The organism is Mycobacterium sp. NGS29 (assembly GCF_059812965.1).
In genome coordinates this window covers 42,501-59,708 of the sequence record NZ_JCALDR010000009.1, presented here as the reverse complement: position 1 = coordinate 59,708, position 17,208 = coordinate 42,501, and the positions used below count along the sequence as shown (strand labels likewise).

Genomic DNA, 17,208 nt, shown 5'->3' with positions numbered 1-17,208 from the left:
GCTTGGCCTGAATTGCTTGTACGGGGATGGGATTGGTGTCCGCGTCACTGCTGCGCTTGAACCCGGTCCTGGGTGCGTCGGATTGGCTCACTATCGCGTTCTCGAAGTCAGCTGGCCGGTGGACATGCCCAACACATTTCCCAGCGCAGCGCGCATGTCGCCGAGCTCGATGCGCATCAGTTCGGTCTCGTCGAGATCTTCGACGCTGACGTCCGGGCGCTCGCTGAGCCGGTACTCCCGCTCCTCCTCGGCCGCTTCGATCACGTTGCGGACGAACCGCCCGTTGCCCACCAGATCGACATCGCGGCGCAACTGCCCGGAGTCGTCGGCCGATTGACTGTCGTAGAGCACCGTGCAGGCGGTCACCAGTTCCTCGTAAGCAGGTTCGGTGAGCTCAGAGTCGCGGGTCTTGGCGATCAGCCGGCCGATGTCGCCCAGCTCGGTCGGGGTGTAGGAATTGAACCGGATCCGTTTGGTGAACCGCGAGGCCATCCCCTCGTTGGAGGCCAGGAAGCGGTCGATCTCTGCGTCGTAGCCGGCGATGATCACCACTAGCCGGTCGCGGTCGTTCTCCATCCGCGCCAACAGCGTGTCGACCGCCTCCCGGCCGAAGGCGTCGCCGCCGGCCAGCCCGGTCTGGATCAGCGTGTAGGCCTCGTCGATGAACAGCACGCCGTCCATCGCGGTGTCGATCAGCGCCGACGTCTTGATCGCCGTACTGCCCAGATGTTCTCCGACGAAATCGGCGCGCTTGGCTTCGACCACGGCGGGCGTCTTGAGCAGTCCCAATCCGCAGTAAACCTGGGCCACCACGCGAGCGATCGTGGTCTTGCCGGTTCCGGGTGGTCCGGTGAAGGCGAGGTGCAGGCTGCGCGCAGCCGCGTTGAGGCCCTTGCCTTCGCGGACCTTGGCCAGCTTGGCGGCCGACCGCAGCTTGGCCACCTGCAGCTTGACGTCGGTCAAACCGATCTGCCGGTCCAGCTCCTGCTGCGCCGCGCGCAGGTACTCGTTGCTGCGCTCGTTCATGCTCTCGACGTCGACTTCCCGGGCACTGCGGGCGGTGCCGGGATCCCACTTGTCCGTGCGGGAGTCGATGTCGTCTTTGCTGGTGATGATGAGCCGGAATTTGGGATCGTGCAGCGCCGACGCGTTGGCTTCGAATCCCGGCTCTTCGCTGTAGATCCGCTCGAAGATGACCCGGGCTTCGGCCTCCTTGCCCATCTCGCGCAGCGTGAGGCCCTTGCAGAATTCGGCGGCCCGGCCGGCAGCCGGAATCGGACCGTCGATCGCCTGGTCGAGGCGCCGGATGCCTTCACCGAACAAGCCCATCTGCGCGCACGCCGAACCGACCATCAGGTGTGCTCCAGCCGCGATGTAGTCGTCGCTGAACGAGGCCGAATTAGCCAGTGCGGCAAGCACATCGGGCCAGCGCTGGGTGGTGAAGTGCAGCACGGCCCGCACGTAGGCGCAGATCTCGGCGGAATCGGCGTCGCCGTCGGGCATGGATCGTCGCATGGTGTCCAGCTCGTCGAGCACCCGCTCGGCCTCGTCGTAGTCCTTGCCGGCGATCATGCTGGCTGCGTAGCCCAGCCACACCTCGGTGAGCGTGCTCAGCGTGTAGTCCAGGTACAACCCGGTCTGGAAGCGGCCGGCCAGCGCGTGCCGGGGCAGCCCGAGGCGACGCTGCTCGCGGTACAGGTTGTCCTTGCTGGTGCGCCAGAGGTTGTAGATCACCTCGCTGCTGGTGTCACCGGCGGCGGCACGTCCCAACCACGCGTCGCTCATCTGCGGATCGTGCTCGGTGGCACGTGTGAACGCCAGGGCCGCGTACTGCACATCGCGGTCGACTTCCAGTCCGTTGACGGGAATGCCCAACGACAACACACCGGCGTCGAAGACGCGCTGGGCATCCCTGGTGCCAGGCATCTGCTTGATGTCCTTACTACTAGCGACTACGAGCTAGGCGAAAGTCGCGCGAATGAGACCGCTGCCGGTGGTGCGGATGACGGACCGCACAAATAAGCACAAAACGTCCTTTCCCCCACACCTGGCGATAGGAAGTTATTGTACCGATCTGACGGGTTTCAATATCGCGCCTAATGTGAGGACACGTGCCCCCGGAACATCCGCAACAGCGAGCGCGACCGGTTCGGTCTCGCACCGGCACCATCGCTGTCGTCACGACCGAACGCGGGCTCCCGACGGCGCTCAAGATCGACCGCAGTGAACTGGCCAGACCGCCGCAGGAGTTGGCCGGCGAGATCCTGGCGTTGTGCCAGCTGTCGGCACTGCGGTCTCAGGTGGCCTACCGACGCAGCCTGGTGGACAAGGGCTTCACCCCCTCGGTACTGCGCGAGATCGGTCTGCCGACCGAGGACGACCTGGCGCGCGCCGAGCTCGAGCTGTTCGGCGACGAGGACGACGACAACCCGACGACCTGGCTGAGGCCGGTATGACCAGCCTGGCCCAATCGGTGATCGCGCGGGCCATCAAGCAGCGCGACCTGTTGCAGTCGATGACCGAGCAGTCCAAGACGATTTCGGCGCGGGTGACCAGTCGCGACCGCGCGGTAAGCGCTGAAGTCAACGGCCTCGGCAGCTTGACCGGATTGTGGCTGGGACCCCCCGCCAGCCGGTTGGATCCCGATGCGCTGGCTTCACTCATCGTCGAGACCGCGCAGGCTGCAGCCAAGGTGGCCATGGAACGCTACAGCTTCTTGTTCAAGGAGTTCAGCACCCGCATGGACGAGCTGCAAAAGGCCCCGCTGGTGCGCAGTGACGGCACCGTCGTCGAATCGGATTAGCCCCCTTTACTGCGCTTATTGCACACGTGTGAATCGCGGGCGTGACGAGAGTCTGCTTAAAATTCGTGCGGTTTATAGCTGACCCGGGTGCTTATCGTGAAACGACCAGCGCTGGCGGACCGGGGACAGCGGGAAATGGGGGGAAGAGATGCCGACGCCATTCGAGATGCAGCCCGAGTTCATGGCAGTTCTCACCGACGCTCAGCAGGCCGCGAGCGCGGCGATCACCACGGCGTTCGGCGCCGTCACGCCCGCACAGATGAGTTCGTTCTCGATGGCGCTGGGCCCGATCGCAGTGGCGAACATGATCCCGGCAATGTTCGAGTCGACGGCGAACAACGTCGCCAGCGGCATGATGACTGCCGCCAAGCACGGATTGCTGGGCGCGGCGACGCACATTTCGCACGCCGCTCAGTCGAACGTCGACGGCACCGTCGAAGCCTAGGCGGCGCGCATGGGCACCACCGACCCGGCGCCGCCCGGCCAGGTCGATCCCGCGGACTTCGACCATCTGCCGGTGGTCAACCAGCTGGAGAACGACCTGCAGGCCTGGCTCAACCGTCCGGTGCAGGACATTCTGCATCAGTTCAATCTGGGTCAGCTCCCGCCCGGCGGCCCGCAGTTCCCCGACGAGGCGATCCCTGCTGACCTCACCGCAGCTCCCGGCGGCATGGGCAACAACTTTGCCGGCGGGCTGCTCAAACCCGTCACCGACATGCTCGGCACCCTGGGCCCGGGCCTGTTCCAGGGCCTGAATCCCACGCAGATGTTCGGCGGGATCAGCCAGGCCTTCCAACAGGCCGCCGGCGGGGTGCAGCAGGCGCTGGGCCAGATGATGGGCGGTGCCGGCGGCCAGGGCTGGTCCGGCGCCGGAGCCGGCGCCGCAGCCGCGAAGACCGGAGAAACCCTCGCCAACGGGGCGGCCGTTGCCGCGCAGGGCACTGCGCTGGGCGGCGAATACAGCGCCGCCGCCGCCAACGTCGCGCAAGGGCAAGCGCGCCTGCTGGAAATCCTGCAGCAGTGCCAGCACGAGCTCGAGGCACTCTCGGCCGGGTTGCCGTGGACCGCGCCGAACATGGTCGAGTCAGGTGCGCGAGCCAGCGCGCTGGCCACCGAAGCCATCACTGAGCTGGAGAGCACGCTGACCAGCCAGGCGGCCGCCACCACCGCGACCGGTGCTCCCGTCGCCGTCGCCCAGGGCCCGCAAATGGCGATGGGGATGCTCGCCCCGATGTTGTCGGTGGGGATGAGCATGATCGGTCCGGCGATGCAGATGGGCATGATGCCGCTGACGATCGGGATGCAGGCGGGCACTCAAGCGCTGCAGGCCGGGATGCAGGCCGGCACCGGGCTGGCCTCCAGCCTGGGGCAGGCAGCCCAAGGCACCGGTGGCGCTCCGGCTGCATCAGCGCTGGGGCACACCGGCCGGATGGTCGGTGCTCACCCCGGCGGTGGCGGCCACGGTGGCGGCGGCGTCGGCGCCACGAGCCCGGCCCGGGCCACGCCGTCTTCGCCCATGGTGCAGAACGACAACACCAACACCGCGGCCATGGCGCGCTCGCTGTCCGCCCGGCCGACCGCCGGCGCGGCCGGAGTGGGCGCCGCGGGCATGATGGCCCCCGGTGCTGCCGGCTACGGCGCCCAGGGGGGTAAGGCAGGCGCGGGCGGCAGCCACACCTCGGCCGCGTTCCTGCACACGACGGATCAGGGTGGAGAGATCGTTGGCGATCTCGGCACCGCCAGCCCTGCCGTGATCGGCGATCCGACCGCCCACCTCGACGACGACCCCGACATCAAACTTCGGATTTAGGAGCACAGAAATGAGCGACAACAATCGGCTGTCCATCCGACCTGACGAGCTGACCGAAGCCACCCGGCAACTCGATGAACTCGCCAACCGCATGCAGCGGGTGATGGACGCCGAGCGGCCCAACCTCACCGCTGTCACCTCGGGCCGCGACGAGGTCTCGCAGCGGGTGGCGCACACCCTCAATGAGGTGCTGGGGTCTTTCACCAAGGCATCCGACCAGGGCGCCAACGCGATCCACGAGGCGTCGGCGGCGTTGCGTTCGCACTCCGGCCGGATGGCCGAGGCGGACCTCGCCGACTGACCGACCCGTCGCTTGTAGCGGCGGCACTGAGCCACTGGAAGGGGGGCCGAGAGTATGGGATTCACCAATGTCGTCTGGGAAGCGCGCAGCACCGAGCAGCTTGCGCAGGATCTGACTGAGGGCCCCGGGCCGTCCTCGGTCGGCGAAGCCGGCGCCGCATGGATTCGGGTAGCCAACGAGTTCGCCAAGGTATCGGCCGATTACGACCGGTTGATCGAATCCTTCCAGGCGGCCTGGGAGAGCAGTACGTCCCAAGCCGTAGCGCGCAAACTCGAAGCCTTCGGGAAGTGGCTGCAGGCGGCCAGCCTGAGCGCCGCGGCGAACGGACGGCGCGCGGAAGAAGCTGCGGTGGCCAACACCGTCGCGATCCTGTCCATGCCCAGCGTCTCCGAAGCCGTGGAAGCCAAGGCGGCCCAGGACATGATGGCGTCGCTGTCGGCCTACAACGGCGCGATCCTGCAGGGCAGCTTCGCCGAGTTCGACGAGGCCGCGTCAGCACAGCAGGCGGATGCCGCCGCTGTGATGAATCGGTACGAGGAAGCCTGCGCCGAACTCGCCGAGCCCTGGGAGCAGCCGGTGCCTCCGCAGATCACCAATGGCGCCGCGCTGAAGTCCGAGAGGGAGGGCAGGTCCAAAGGCGGTTCCGGCAGCGGCGGTGGCGGTGGCGGCGCACCGAGGCAGCTGTCACCGATGCTGGCCAGTCCGGTCGCCCCGTCCAAAGACCCGGCGCAACTGCGCAAGACCACCTTCTCCGCCGATTCGTCCAGCAGCGGGATGGGGCGCGGCGGCGGGGGCTACGCCCCGATGGGCGCCGGCCGGCGGGACGGCAGCGGCCAGTCTTACGAATCGTTTCGCGAGGCCGGCGCCCTTGAGGGCGCCGGCGAGGCGGGTGCAAGTCTGTCCGACAGCGGCCAGTCGTGGCTGCCGGCCGCGCAGCAGAGCGACGCCCCGTTTACCGTCTCGCACGTCAGCTGGGGCCCCAACACTGCGATTTTCGACGACCTGGCGGCCCCCGAGCCACAGCACGCGGAGGGCTTCGCCGAAGAACCCGAACGGACCTTGCAGCAAGTCTCTGACCGGTGGGTCTCCCCGGCGGTCATCGGCGCCGAGCAGGAGGTGAGCCTGTGACCACCGCGGTGTTGTCCGGGTTCACCCTGACCGATGACGAACTGCAGGTCGTGGGAGCGCGAGTCGGGATTCAGGGTTTTCCGGCAGTCTTGGGAGTGCACCCCCGCTATGGCACCGTCGACGCACTGGACGCGGCGTTCGATGCCGCCACCCGCAGCCTCGCCGCCCGGGGCCTGATCCTGGACGGCAACGTCGATCCGGACCTGGTCCCACTGCTACGCGCGCTGCGCCGGCCGGAGCGGGAATTGGCGATGCGCCTGGTGACGCCCGACGGGATCGCCCGGGTGAGCGTGGTTCGCTGCGGCAACATCGGTGTGCTGGCCCGGCGGGTGGGCGATCAGATCACCCTGCGGCCGGCCGACGGCGCGGCAGACCAATCCTGGGCAGCCCGGGCCCTGCTCAGCGCGCTACCGCGAGCCGAGGCCGCGCAGCTGGTTCCGGTCGGCGCACCGACGGAGTCGATCAGCCGCAATCTCACCGGGACGCACGACGCCGCACAACTGGCCGACCGGGTGCGTGCCCTGGGTGCCGAACCGCGCACGGCCATGCTATTGGGCTCGGCACTGGCGTCGCGGATGGCGTTCGCCGAGATCGTCTACTACACGCTGTGCAGTGACCAGGACCGGATTTCTCGTCGGCCGGCTGCCGTCGCGGTGTTCTACACCAAACGAGGCCGGCTGGTGGGAGCACCCAGCGCCTCGCCGAGCGGCCAACTGTGGACGACGCTCAAGCCCGGATCGGACCACGCGATCGGGCAGGCGATCGGTCAACTTGTCGAGTTATCGGCGGACCAATGGGAGGCGTCATTGGCTTAGCGCGATACGTCCACGAAATAGAGCCACCGTGTCCTCGTTGGTGAGGGCACACGGAAAGGGAGAAACGTATGTCACATCCTTTTGAATTAACCGAAGACGCCGATCCGCACGTCAAGAATATCTTCGAACACCTGCAGTCCACCGACCAGCTGATGAAGAAGATGGACGACGAAGTCACGCAGATGGTGGGGCTGAACTGGCACGGCAACCAGGCCCAGAACTTCCACGGCCGGATGGTGGAGCATCTCGACCACATTCGCACCATTCAGCAGCAAACCGATGCCCTGGCCACTAGCTCCATGCAATACATCCAGGACCACCGCAACGTCGACGCGTAGAAAGTCAGGTAACAACTCATGGCATACGGCATCAAATACAATTTCGAGGCGAACTTCAGCACGTTGGACGCCATCCGGCAGATCACCTCGGATGCGGAGAACATGCGGACCGAGATCGACGGTCTCTTCAACGCGCTGACCTCAGGGCCCTACACCGGGCACGCACCGGAGGAGATCAACGCGCTGCGGGTGCGCTTCTCCAACGAGATGGACGAGATCATCCAGGACCTGCACGCCACTCAGGTTCGTGCCGTCGACCAGAACCAGCTGGTACAGGATCTCGACAACCAACAGGCCGCCAACATCCTCGGATGAGGCCGGAACAAGTCTAGAGGCTGAGGCCCGGGCTCGTCTTCGACGAGTCCGGGTTTCCACCGTTCGGGCGACAGGATCCACACACTTCCGGTCAAGTACGACGTCTCGACCACACGGCGCCCAGGTGCACTTTCGTGTTGTCGAATTCGCGAACAACGGACAGCAGAGTTTCCGGCGTTTGTCCGCCGGCGAGATCGCGCATCGCCTCCGGGCTGAATCGCTCGGCACGGGCGCGCTGCCATTCCGCCCACGCCTTCGACTGAGCCAGTACGCGGCGACCGCACACACCACGCCGGGACAGCTATGCCTGTTCCGGCGCGCCGCCCCGCAACCGCCCGAAGTTCTCAGATACCGACCCGGCAAGCTCCAGGTAGGCCTGCCTGGTCGCGGGCCGCAGCCGGTCGAAGTCGACGTCGGCCCCCTCGGCCAGATGAGGGTCGAACGGGATCAGATGAATCGACCGGCAGCGCGTCTGGAAGTGCTCGTACACCTTGTCCAGTTTGAGGGCCGCCGACCCGGGCCGGGAGGCACTGAGCACCACGTGCGCTTCCCGCACCAGCCCCGAATGCCCGTGCTGCACAAGCCAGTCCAACGTCGCCGAAGCACTGCGTGCGGCGTCGATGGCCGGCGAACTGACCAGCACGATGGTGTGCGCCAGATCCAGCACCGCCGACATCGCCGAATGCATGATGCCGGTGCCGCAGTCGGTCAGGATGATGTTGTAGAAGTGCCGCAGAATCTCCACCGTGCGTCGGTAGTCATCGGCGCCGAACACCTCTGAAACAGCTGGATCCTGTTCGCTGGCAAGCACTTCCAACCGGCTGGTGGCCATCAGGGTGTGATTGCGGACGTCGGCGTAGCGGTTGATGTTCGGATCCGACAACAGGTCACGCACGGTGGAGCGGGTCGACGCGTCGCCGACTCGTTCGCCCAGCGTGCCGCGGTCGGGATTGGCGTCCACGGCGATCACCCGGTCGTGGCGCACCGTCGCCAGTGCTGAACCCAGCCCGAACGTGGTGGTGGTCTTGCCGACTCCGCCCTTGATCGACAGCACAGCGATGCGGAAGTCGCCGACGATCGGCTGCCGAATCTCGGCAAGGAGATGTTCGTGCCGACGTTCCTTGCGCGACGCCCCCGGATTGACGTGCCCGGACGTGGCTTTGTGCACCGCGCGACGCCAGCCCGACGGCGGGGCGAACCGGTCCAGATTGGCCACCTCGGCCTCGTCGATGGGCGGCGGCGCGCGGAAAGGCTGATAGCTGGGCGGTGGGCCCACCGGCGGTTGAGGTCCGCGGGCCGGCGGCGGGCCCCCGGGGGCACGGGGCGGCGGGCCGGCGACCGGTCTCGCGGGCCGTTGGGGCGCGGCCGGCGGGAGGCGCTGACCCGGCGGAGGACCGGGCCACCACGGCGGCGGAAAGGGGCCGGGCGGTAGCGGAGGCGGAAACGGCGGCAGGGCGCCCCGCCGCGGCCGGGCGGGCGGTGTCGGCGGCGCCCGCGGTGCAGGCGGGGGTTCGGTTGACGCTGTTGTGTTTTCGACCACCTCAGTGCCCGACGTGGTGGAAATCGGCATCTGCCACGGCGGAAACTCCGGCTGACGCTCCGTCGAATCGGGTTCTGTGCCAGCTAGATTCGCTGCCGGTGCGGCAGTGTCGGATTCCGCGGGTCGCGCCTCGACTGTGGAGTCGGTCTGGGGCGCATCGCTTTGCGATGCCGACACCTCGGCCATCATGTCGGTCCAGTGCCATTCCGTGGGCGTAGGTTCGTCGACGGCAACCGGTTGTTGCGACTCCACTTCGGGCGCAGGGATTTTCGTCGGCAGCCACTCCTCGACACGTGCCGTAGCGTCAGCCGGGGGCACGCGGTCGTCCGGTTCTTCCGCCGCCGCTGACGAAAACTGAGCTCTCTTGGCCTGCATTTGCTCGAGTAGCGCTGCGGCCCGCAATTCGATTTCGTCGAGTGCACCGGCTTCGTCGGGCCTGGGCTCCTCGGGTGCCAACGACTCAGGAGTCGGCGACTCGAAACTCGCTTCCGTCGACGGCGCAGGCTCCCACCCATTCCCCGTCGACACTTCGACCGGCGGCTCGGGTTCTGACGGTTTGAGTCTCGCCGCGGATTCGGGCGCTTCGGTCCGCTGAGCTTGCCGGGAATGGCGACCGAAATGGGCGGACTCGTCAACCTGACTCACTGCGGGGGGCGGCGAGGACGCTGGATCCGTCGGCGGCGGTGCGGGCACCGGTTCGGTCGGCACCGCGGCTGTGTCCGACGCAGCCTCACCGGGACGGCCGGCCTGCACGCGGTCACGCCGCACCGCCACCCGCCTGGTCTGCTGCTCGGCCGGCTCCGGCGCGGGGGCGGGTGGGTGCGCGACGTCCGGTTCGGTTCCAGAAGCAGGGACCGGATCAAACCTCGGCGGGGCGGCCGCGGGCGGTGACGGCGTGCGTTGTTCGACGGCGGGCACGTCCGTCTTCGACGAGCCGTGGCCATTCCCATCCGCCTTGTCTTCGGCCGGGTCCCTGCGCTTCGTCTTGTCCCGGTCGCGCTCTTCGCGACCGATCGGCACGCGCCGCCGCTGGGTCTCGCCGGTCAGCCACGGGGGATGCGCCAGTGACCCGCGTTCGTCGTCAGCAGGCGTTTGCCTGGGCGATTGTTTCGACACTGTCCTCCCCCTTCCTCTCGCAAATTCGATTCCGCGCCGTTCTCAATCCTACGTAGCGCGAAACGGTTAATTCAGGTCGAGATTCCCACAGCTTCGCGCGCCGCACGAATGGCGATTCGTCAATTCGCCAGGTCGGTGCGCCGGGAGTCAGCCGACCTCAACTCACGACGGCGTCTTGCCACGGACAGCGCCACTGCCACTGCGGCCAACGCCACCGCGCCGACGGTGACCGACAGCACGATGATCTGCGCACGTTGACTGCTCGGGTCACGGCGCGGTCGCCCGGCGATAGGCCGCGCCGCTTCGGGGTTGGGCATCTCGCTTGGCGTCGGCAGCCGATAGGTCAACGCTGCGACGGGGTCGATCACGCCGTATCCGGTGGCCTCGTTGGGGCCCGCACCCGGAGTGTGGGCGGTCCGCTTGATCAGATCGATGATCTGGCCGGCGTTCAGCTCAGGGAACCGGGACCGAAGCAAGGCCACCAGACCCGAGACGAAGGGGGCCGCGAAACTCGTGCCATTGATGGGCGCCAAACCCTGCTGACCCATGACAGCGTTGATCAACCCGGGGCCGTTGGAGTCCAGCGAGATGATTCGTTCCCCCGGTGCCGCCACACCGACCCACGGACCGCGCAGGCTGAAGTCGGCCGGCTCGCCGGATGTCGTCAGCGCGCCGACGGTCAACACGTAGTCGCTGAACCAGGCGGGACTGGCAACGGTCCGCACCGAATCCCAGCCACTCTTCAACGGCATGTTCGGATCGGGCATGGCGTTTTGGATCTTGCAGAGGCCCTGGCTGTTGAAGTTGCCCGCCGCGGCCACCACCACCACGTTGCGCTCGAACGCATAACGAACCGCGCGGCCGAGTTGGACGTCGTCGAGGCCGCCTCCTACCGGGCCGCACGCCACTTCCGACAGGTTGATGACGGTCGCGCCCAGGTTGACCGCGCGGGTGATCGCGTAGGCCAATGTCAGGGTGTTGCCGTACCCGGGCGAGATGGCGTTGGGGTCGTTGGTCTGCCCAGAGCCGCCCTCCCTGACGCCGTAGACGGTGCTGTTCTGCCGGATCGACAGGATGGTCGCCTCCGGCGCCAGGCCCGCGAAGCTGTCGGCGGGACTGGGGACCGCCGCAATGATGCCTGCCACCAGCGTGCCGTGCGCGTCGCAGTCCTGCAGCCCGTCGGTGTTCGACACGTAGTCGCCGCCGCCCTCCACGGCCGGCAGCCGCGGATGCCGATTCACGCCGGTGTCGATCACGGCGACCTTCTGTCCGGCGCCGCGGGCGAACCGCCACGCATCGGGGTAGTTCAGCATGGCTTCGGCGCTGGTCTGCAAGGTGAAGTCGGTCTGGGGCAGCACCCCGGTGGGGACTCCGCAAATCGCCTTGAGATCTGTCGGCTCGACGGGTCCCAGCGGTCCGTTCGGCGGCGGCCCCGGCTCCACCACCGGCGGGCGGATCGCCTGCGCCGCTGCGGGGTTCAGCGCCGCGATCAACAGCAGCGCGCCCAGCACCGCGGCCCCGCGCCTCATCAGAATCCCAACCGCTGGTAGACGCCCACCACCCACAGCGCCAGCGGAATCAGCGAACCCACGGCCAGGTAATCCAGGTAGGCCAGCAACGTCGCCACCCGGGAAAACGGACCACTGCCGGACTTTTTCAAGCCGGACAGGGCGCCGCCCAGCGCAACGGCCAGCAGCACGCCGAGCGCGACCTCCGGCATCGGCCGAGTTCCGCCTTGCGCCGTCACACACGTGCCGATCACCAGGGCTACTGCGGGCACGGCCAGCGCAGCACGCTCGAACCCAGTGGCATAGACCCGGCTGCGCAACGCCAACACCGCCGCACCGGCCAGCGCGAAGACGAACTCCGGCCAGTCCGCTGTCGGCCCGCCCCGCACCAGCAGGAGCACGTAAACCATTGCCGCGGAGGCGAACCCACTCAACAGTGCGGCGCGCGTGACAGCCGCCGACTTCGCTCTGGTCCACACCTGCTCGGCTGTGGGCATCATGGTGCCCGAATCGCCCGTCATCGGCGCGGACGGCTCGAAAGGATTCTGGAAATCCCAGTCCTCGCGGTTGGTTTCGACGGCCACGGTAGGCGTCTCGAACCGGTCCAACCGCGTCGTCAGCCGCTGCACACTCAGGCACATCAGGATCGCCGCCACCGCAGCGACCACGAAGACGATGTCGCCGCGGACGTGCGACGCACGCACCGCCAGCGCGACCCCCACCACACCGAAGAGCAACCCGACCGCGACGTACGCCCAGTGGCCGGTGCCGATGATCCGGTCGTACCCGAGGCAGCACACCAGCACCGTCCCGCAGGCACCGGCCAGCCCGTAGTCGCCGTACCGGGCCAGCAGCGCGAAGGCGATCCCGACGGTAATCGGGATCGCCGCCCACCCGAGCGCGCCAGCGACATCGTCCAGGCCGTAGGAGCGGTGCGCCAGGGTGGCCCCGCCGACCAGCGTCAGAGCGACGGCCGCGGCCAGCACGACGATCACACTGCGGTTGGCCGCGGCGACCGGGCCCACCACGCAGTAGGTGATGGCCAGCGCTGCGAGCTGCAGTCCGACGAACGACATCCAGCGCGCCGATCCCGCTCCCCAGGCGGCGTGGGCGGTCTTGTTCAACCGCCCGACGGCGTCCACCACGTCGTCGTAGAGGACCGGCGGCGACAGCGCCCGACGAGCGGACAGCCGCAACAGATCGCCACTGACGACACCGGCGTCGCGCAACGTCTGGGCGGGTTGTAACACCGTGCCGCCGTCGAATCGGCTCAGCACCCAGAATGTCCGGCGCTCGTCCTTGGCCGCCGCGTCCCCGTCCTGTTCCTTGTCCCGGGAGCCGATCAGCCGCGCCAGATCCGCGACGAACCCCGATACCGGCACATCCAGTGGCAGTGCGATGTCCAGTTGCGTCCGCCCCCCGAACACCGAGACGCGGATGTGCTCGGGCGCGGCCGACACCACCCGCAGTTGTCTGAGTTCGCTGACGCCGGTCACAGGTCCGGCATCCTGGAAAGCTGGATCACGCCACTCTTGGTGGACCGGGAGACCAGCATGCCGCGACCCGGCGGCATCTCGGTGGCCCGATAGCCGAACAGCGCCCCTTCGTCCTTGGTGCCGCTCATCACCAATCCGTTGCACGACAAATCCTTGAGCCGTCCGATGAACTGGTCCATCATGGCCCGTCCCGCTCCGCCGATCCGGCGGGTGACCGCCACCCGCAAGCCGATATCGCGTGCCTGGGGCAGGAATTCGGCCAGGGGACTGAGCGGGCTGCTCATCGGTCCGGTGGCGACGAGGTCGTAGTCGTCGACCATCACGAAGATGTCCGGGCCCGACCACCACGAGCGTTCTCTGAGTTGCTGCTGGGTGATGTCGCTGGGCGGCAGCCGATCCTGGAGGGTCGCGGCCAGTGCGGTCATCAACTCGGCGCAGGATTGCGATGCGGTGGCGTATCCCCCCAGGTACTCGTTGGCCACCACACCGAGCATCGAGCGGCGGTAGTCGACCAGGACGATCTTGCACTGGTCGGGCGTGGTGTTCTCCATCAGCCCGGTCGCGATGTTGCACAGCAGACTGGTCTTGCCGCATTCGACGTCGCCGAACGCCACCAGGTGCGGCTGGGATTCGAAATCCAAAACGACAGGCGCCAATTCGGCTTCGTTGATGCCGATGGCGACACGTGCGGCGTCCAGCATTCCGGCCGATCGCGCCGCCCGCACCACAGCAGCACGATCCAGGTTGTGCGGCAGCATCCGCACCCGCGGCGCCTGCCGGTTGCCATAGTGCGCGCGCATCGCGTTGACCGCACTCGACACGCCTTCGGGCAGATCCTCGACCCCCGAACTGGAGTCCAGCCGCGGCAACGCAATCAGGATGTGCAACCGCTCGTGACTGATACCCCGGCCCGGCCGGCCGACCGGGATCAGCTCGTTGAACCGGCGGCCCACGTCGCTGTCCAGCGCATCACCCAGCTTCAACTCGATGCGGGTGCCGAGCATGTCCTTGACCGCCGAACGCATCTCCATCCACCGGGTCGCCGAGATGACCAAATGCACACCATATGAAAGACCTTGCACTGCAAGCGAATTCAGTGTTGGTTCCAGCATCTCGAAATCGCTTCGGATCGACGCCCAGCCGTCGATCACCAGGAACACATCGCCGAACCTGTCCTGGCTCAACGGATCGGCGGCGGCGACCTCCGGCGGCAGGGCCGCCAAATGCGCCTTGCGGGCTCGGAAGTCTCGCATCGACTCGATACCCAGGTCGCGGAACCGCGACTCGCGCGCGCGCAGCACGCCGGACACCTCGGCCACCGTGCGACGGATCGCGTCGGCATCCATCCGGCCGGCCACCCCGCCGACGTGCGGCAGATTGGCCAGACTGCTCAGCGTCCCACCGCCGAAGTCCAGACAGAAGAACTGCACCTGCTCGGGGGTGTGCGTGGCGGCCGCCGACATGATCAGAGTGCGCAGCGCGGTGGACTTACCCGACTGCGGCCCGCCGACCACCGCGACGTTTCCCTGGGCGCCGGACAGGTCGACCATCAACACGTCGCGGCGCTGGTCGTAGGGTCGGTCGACCACCCCCACGGGCAGCCACAACCGGCCGTCCAAATTCTCCGGAGCCGACCAGTTGGCGTCCGCCAGCAGCTGGTTGACCGCCGGGCTTTCGTCCAGGGGCGGCAGCCACACTTCGTGGGCCGGCCGGCCGTGGCCCCGCAGCCGCGACACCACCACGTCGAGCAGGGTGATCTTGCTCGGAGACATCGGCTTGGCTTCGGCAATTTCCGGATCCGCCGTCGGGGTGACCGACACCTCCTTCTTGACCGGGGTGGCGGTGAACAGTTTCGGCGCCAGCGCGCCCAGCTGCCTGCCGCGACCGGTCTGCGCCCGGCGGGGCCGCACGTAGTCCCCGGAGACATAGCAGGTGTTGAACCGAATCGGTTCGGACGCATCGCATTTGAGGAAGGCCGAGCCCGGCACGCTGGGCAGGTGGTAGGCGTCCGGCACGCCGAGAACGCTGCGCGACTCGCCGGCAGAGAATGTCTTCAGGCCGATCCGGTAGGACAGGTGCGAATCCAGCCCGCGCAGCTTTCCTTCCTCGAGTCGCTGCGAAGCCAGCAGCAGGTGTACGTGCAGCGACCGGCCCAGTCGGCCGATCATCACGAACAGCTCAGCGAAATCCGGCTTCTGGGAGAGCAATTCGGAGAATTCGTCGACGATGATGAACAGTGCCGGGAGCGGTTCGAGTTCGGCGCCACCGGCTCTGGCCCGTTCGTATTCGTTGACGTTGGGGAAGTTGCCGGCCGATCGCAGCAGCTCCTGACGGCGGTTCAGCTCTCCGGCCAGCGCATCGCGCATCCGGTCCACCAGGATCAGTTCGTCCTCGAGGTTGGTGATGATCGCCGCGATGTGCGGCACCCCATCTAGTCCGAGAAACGTTGCGCCACCTTTGAAGTCGACCAGCACCATATTGAGCACGTCGGGTGAGTGCGAGGTGATCATCGATAACACCAGGGTGCGCAGGAACTCCGACTTGCCCGAACCGGTGGCGCCGATACACAGGCCGTGCGGGCCCATCCCGGACTCGGCGGACTCCTTGATGTCCAATTCCAGCGGCTGACCGTTGGGCGTGTAACCGATCGGCACCCGCAGCCGTTCCCGTGGTGAGCGTTTGCGCCAGACCTGCTCAGGCACGATTTCGGCGGCGTCGGGAATCTTCAGCAGCGCCATCAGTCCCGGGTCGGTGGCCCGCGCATCGGCCTCCAGATTCACGATGTGGGCGGCACTGGCCAGGCGGTAGCGGCCGATCCGGCGCGCCGTCGCCTCGGCTTCGGCGACGGTGATCGTGTCCGGTGTGGCGAACCGTTCGACGCCGACCGCGGTGCTCGCACCGACGCTCTCCCCGTCGGCGTCCCGGTCCACCACCAGCGCCAGGCCGCGCCGGTTGGCCGCCGCGTCCGAGCCGTTCAGGTCGAGCAGGGTGACACTGTCCAACCCGGCATCGGTGACCAGGCGCTCGGTCCCGGTGATGTAACCGTCGTCGATCACCACTACCAGTTGTCGCAGACCCTTGGTCGGCTCGGCGTTGCGGCTGAATCTGCCCCGCTCCCCCAGGTCCGCGGACAGCGAGCGCTCCAGCAGTTCCAGGCTGGGAAACAGCAGGCGCATCGGGCCCATCCCGTCCCGCGCGGTGGCGTGCTGCGCATGTGGCAGCCACTTGACCCAACTCCAGTTCTCGCCGTCGGGGTTGGCGGTGACCACCGCGACCTGAACCTGGTCGGGGCCGTGGAAGGCACACAGCTCCAACACCATGGACCGCACCAGCTGCCGGGCCAGCTTGCGGTCGCCGCCGAAGGTGATGGAGGGGAAAGCCCGCAGGGACACCGCCGTGGGCAGGGCGTGCACCACCGAGTGGGTCTTGACGAAACGGCGCAGCGCCACCGTCGACACCGGTTCGAGATCCTCGGGCGGCCCGGTTTCCGGTGCCAGCAATCGGGTGGCCAATCGGTGGGTGCCGATGCCCACCCGGACATGGCACCAGTCGTTGTCGGTGATCCGCCGTTCCCACATCCGCCGGGTGCCGGCCACGTCGGCCAGCGCCCGCGGGTCGGGGTGCGACCACTCCAGGGCGGCGCGCTGACCCTCGCCGGTTTGCTCGGCGTCGTCACGCAGGTTGGCCAGGTAGCTGAAGTAGTCCTTGCGCTCCTCGTTGAGTTCGGCCGCCGCTTTACCGGTGCGGCCGCCGCCGCCCATGAACATGCCGGCCATCGACATGATCATCATCATCGGGAAGATCAGGAACATCGGATTACGCGTCAGATCCCGGCCCCCGACGGTCACCATCAGCGCGATCATCCCGACCACCGCGACGATCATCACCAACGGCAGCAACTTCGTGAGCAGGTTGCCGGGGATCACCCGGGGCACCTCCGGCGGCGCCTGCAGGTTGACTTCCCCGCCCGGCATCCGCGGTGGCGACACCCGCAATCGGCGCACGAAACCCTGCGTACTCAAACGGTCTTTCCCCGAA

Annotated in this window: 13 protein-coding genes and 1 pseudogene; 9 read left to right on the top strand and 5 right to left on the bottom strand. The window is 67.6% G+C overall.

The features are described from left to right. Positions 1-90: 90 nt before the first annotated feature. The gene (gene eccA, locus AC5Y5Z_RS14320; RefSeq protein WP_499925732.1) at positions 91-1,926 is read right to left on the bottom strand and encodes a type VII secretion AAA-ATPase EccA; all 1,836 of its coding nucleotides are present in this window, start codon (positions 1,924-1,926) and stop codon (positions 91-93) included. 185 nt (positions 1,927-2,111) lie between these two features. On the opposite strand from eccA, the gene AC5Y5Z_RS14315 reads away from it, so the two are divergent. From AC5Y5Z_RS14315 to AC5Y5Z_RS14275, 9 genes are all read left to right on the top strand, one after another. Continuing rightward, entirely contained in the window at positions 2,112-2,456 is a 345-nt protein-coding gene (locus AC5Y5Z_RS14315; protein ID WP_499925730.1) for a hypothetical protein, read from the top strand. Then, on the top strand, positions 2,453-2,803 hold the full coding sequence (locus AC5Y5Z_RS14310) for a YbaB/EbfC family nucleoid-associated protein (protein WP_463826492.1): 351 nt from the start codon (positions 2,453-2,455) through the stop codon (positions 2,801-2,803). Before AC5Y5Z_RS14315 ends, AC5Y5Z_RS14310 begins: the two co-directional genes overlap by 4 nt. A 148-nt stretch (positions 2,804-2,951) precedes the next feature. Beyond that, positions 2,952-3,248, top strand: a complete 297-nt coding sequence (locus tag AC5Y5Z_RS14305) for a hypothetical protein (RefSeq protein ID WP_499925728.1) — start codon at positions 2,952-2,954, stop codon at positions 3,246-3,248. 9 nt (positions 3,249-3,257) lie between these two features. Beyond that, the gene (locus AC5Y5Z_RS14300; RefSeq protein ID WP_463826494.1) at positions 3,258-4,613 is read left to right on the top strand and encodes a hypothetical protein; all 1,356 of its coding nucleotides are present in this window, start codon (positions 3,258-3,260) and stop codon (positions 4,611-4,613) included. 10 nt (positions 4,614-4,623) lie between these two features. Further along, positions 4,624-4,914: a PE family protein gene (locus tag AC5Y5Z_RS14295; protein WP_499925726.1), complete on the top strand. Its 291-nt coding sequence runs from the start codon at positions 4,624-4,626 to the stop codon at positions 4,912-4,914. A gap of 54 nt (positions 4,915-4,968) precedes the next feature. Continuing rightward, the gene (locus AC5Y5Z_RS14290) at positions 4,969-6,042 is read left to right on the top strand and encodes a PPE domain-containing protein (protein WP_463826496.1); all 1,074 of its coding nucleotides are present in this window, start codon (positions 4,969-4,971) and stop codon (positions 6,040-6,042) included. Beyond that, positions 6,039-6,857 (top strand): ESX secretion-associated protein EspG, encoded by an 819-nt coding sequence (locus AC5Y5Z_RS14285; RefSeq protein WP_463826497.1) that lies wholly within the window; start codon positions 6,039-6,041, stop codon positions 6,855-6,857. The genes AC5Y5Z_RS14290 and AC5Y5Z_RS14285 overlap by 4 nt, the downstream gene beginning before the upstream one ends. 68 nt (positions 6,858-6,925) lie before the next feature. Then, on the top strand, positions 6,926-7,195 hold the full coding sequence (locus AC5Y5Z_RS14280) for a hypothetical protein (protein WP_463826498.1): 270 nt from the start codon (positions 6,926-6,928) through the stop codon (positions 7,193-7,195). Positions 7,196-7,213: 18 nt separating this feature from the next. Then, positions 7,214-7,510, top strand: a complete 297-nt coding sequence (locus AC5Y5Z_RS14275; protein WP_463826499.1) for a hypothetical protein — start codon at positions 7,214-7,216, stop codon at positions 7,508-7,510. A gap of 301 nt (positions 7,511-7,811) precedes the next feature. Here AC5Y5Z_RS14275 and AC5Y5Z_RS14270 read toward each other — a convergent pair. From AC5Y5Z_RS14270 to eccCa, 4 genes and pseudogenes are all read right to left on the bottom strand, one after another. Continuing rightward, a pseudogene (locus tag AC5Y5Z_RS14270) lies at positions 7,812-9,233 on the bottom strand (MinD/ParA family ATP-binding protein); the annotation flags it as partial. A gap of 1,052 nt (positions 9,234-10,285) precedes the next feature. Next, a complete protein-coding gene (gene mycP, locus AC5Y5Z_RS14265) occupies positions 10,286-11,695 on the bottom strand; it encodes a type VII secretion-associated serine protease mycosin (RefSeq protein WP_499925723.1) in 1,410 nt (469 codons plus the stop codon). Then, positions 11,695-13,170, bottom strand: coding sequence for a type VII secretion integral membrane protein EccD (eccD, locus tag AC5Y5Z_RS14260; RefSeq protein ID WP_499925721.1), 1,476 nt, complete (start codon positions 13,168-13,170; stop codon positions 11,695-11,697). The genes mycP and eccD overlap by 1 nt, the downstream gene beginning before the upstream one ends. Then, on the bottom strand, positions 13,167-17,192 hold the full coding sequence (eccCa, locus tag AC5Y5Z_RS14255) for a type VII secretion protein EccCa (RefSeq protein ID WP_499925719.1): 4,026 nt from the start codon (positions 17,190-17,192) through the stop codon (positions 13,167-13,169). Before eccCa ends, eccD begins: the two co-directional genes overlap by 4 nt. Positions 17,193-17,208: the final 16 nt, after the last annotated feature.

What these genes read in the sequence shown, in the direction of transcription:
- eccA (WP_499925732.1), bottom strand. Translation starts at nt 1,926, where the DNA reads ATGCCTGGCACCAGGGATGCCCAGCGCGTCTTCGACGCCGGTGTGTTG.
- AC5Y5Z_RS14310 (WP_463826492.1), top strand. Translation starts at nt 2,453, where the DNA reads ATGACCAGCCTGGCCCAATCGGTGATCGCGCGGGCCATCAAGCAGCGC.
- AC5Y5Z_RS14305 (WP_499925728.1), top strand. Translation starts at nt 2,952, where the DNA reads ATGCCGACGCCATTCGAGATGCAGCCCGAGTTCATGGCAGTTCTCACC.
- AC5Y5Z_RS14300 (WP_463826494.1), top strand. Translation starts at nt 3,258, where the DNA reads ATGGGCACCACCGACCCGGCGCCGCCCGGCCAGGTCGATCCCGCGGAC.
- AC5Y5Z_RS14295 (WP_499925726.1), top strand. Translation starts at nt 4,624, where the DNA reads ATGAGCGACAACAATCGGCTGTCCATCCGACCTGACGAGCTGACCGAA.
- AC5Y5Z_RS14290 (WP_463826496.1), top strand. Translation starts at nt 4,969, where the DNA reads ATGGGATTCACCAATGTCGTCTGGGAAGCGCGCAGCACCGAGCAGCTT.
- AC5Y5Z_RS14280 (WP_463826498.1), top strand. Translation starts at nt 6,926, where the DNA reads ATGTCACATCCTTTTGAATTAACCGAAGACGCCGATCCGCACGTCAAG.
- AC5Y5Z_RS14275 (WP_463826499.1), top strand. Translation starts at nt 7,214, where the DNA reads ATGGCATACGGCATCAAATACAATTTCGAGGCGAACTTCAGCACGTTG.
- mycP (WP_499925723.1), bottom strand. Translation starts at nt 11,695, where the DNA reads ATGAGGCGCGGGGCCGCGGTGCTGGGCGCGCTGCTGTTGATCGCGGCG.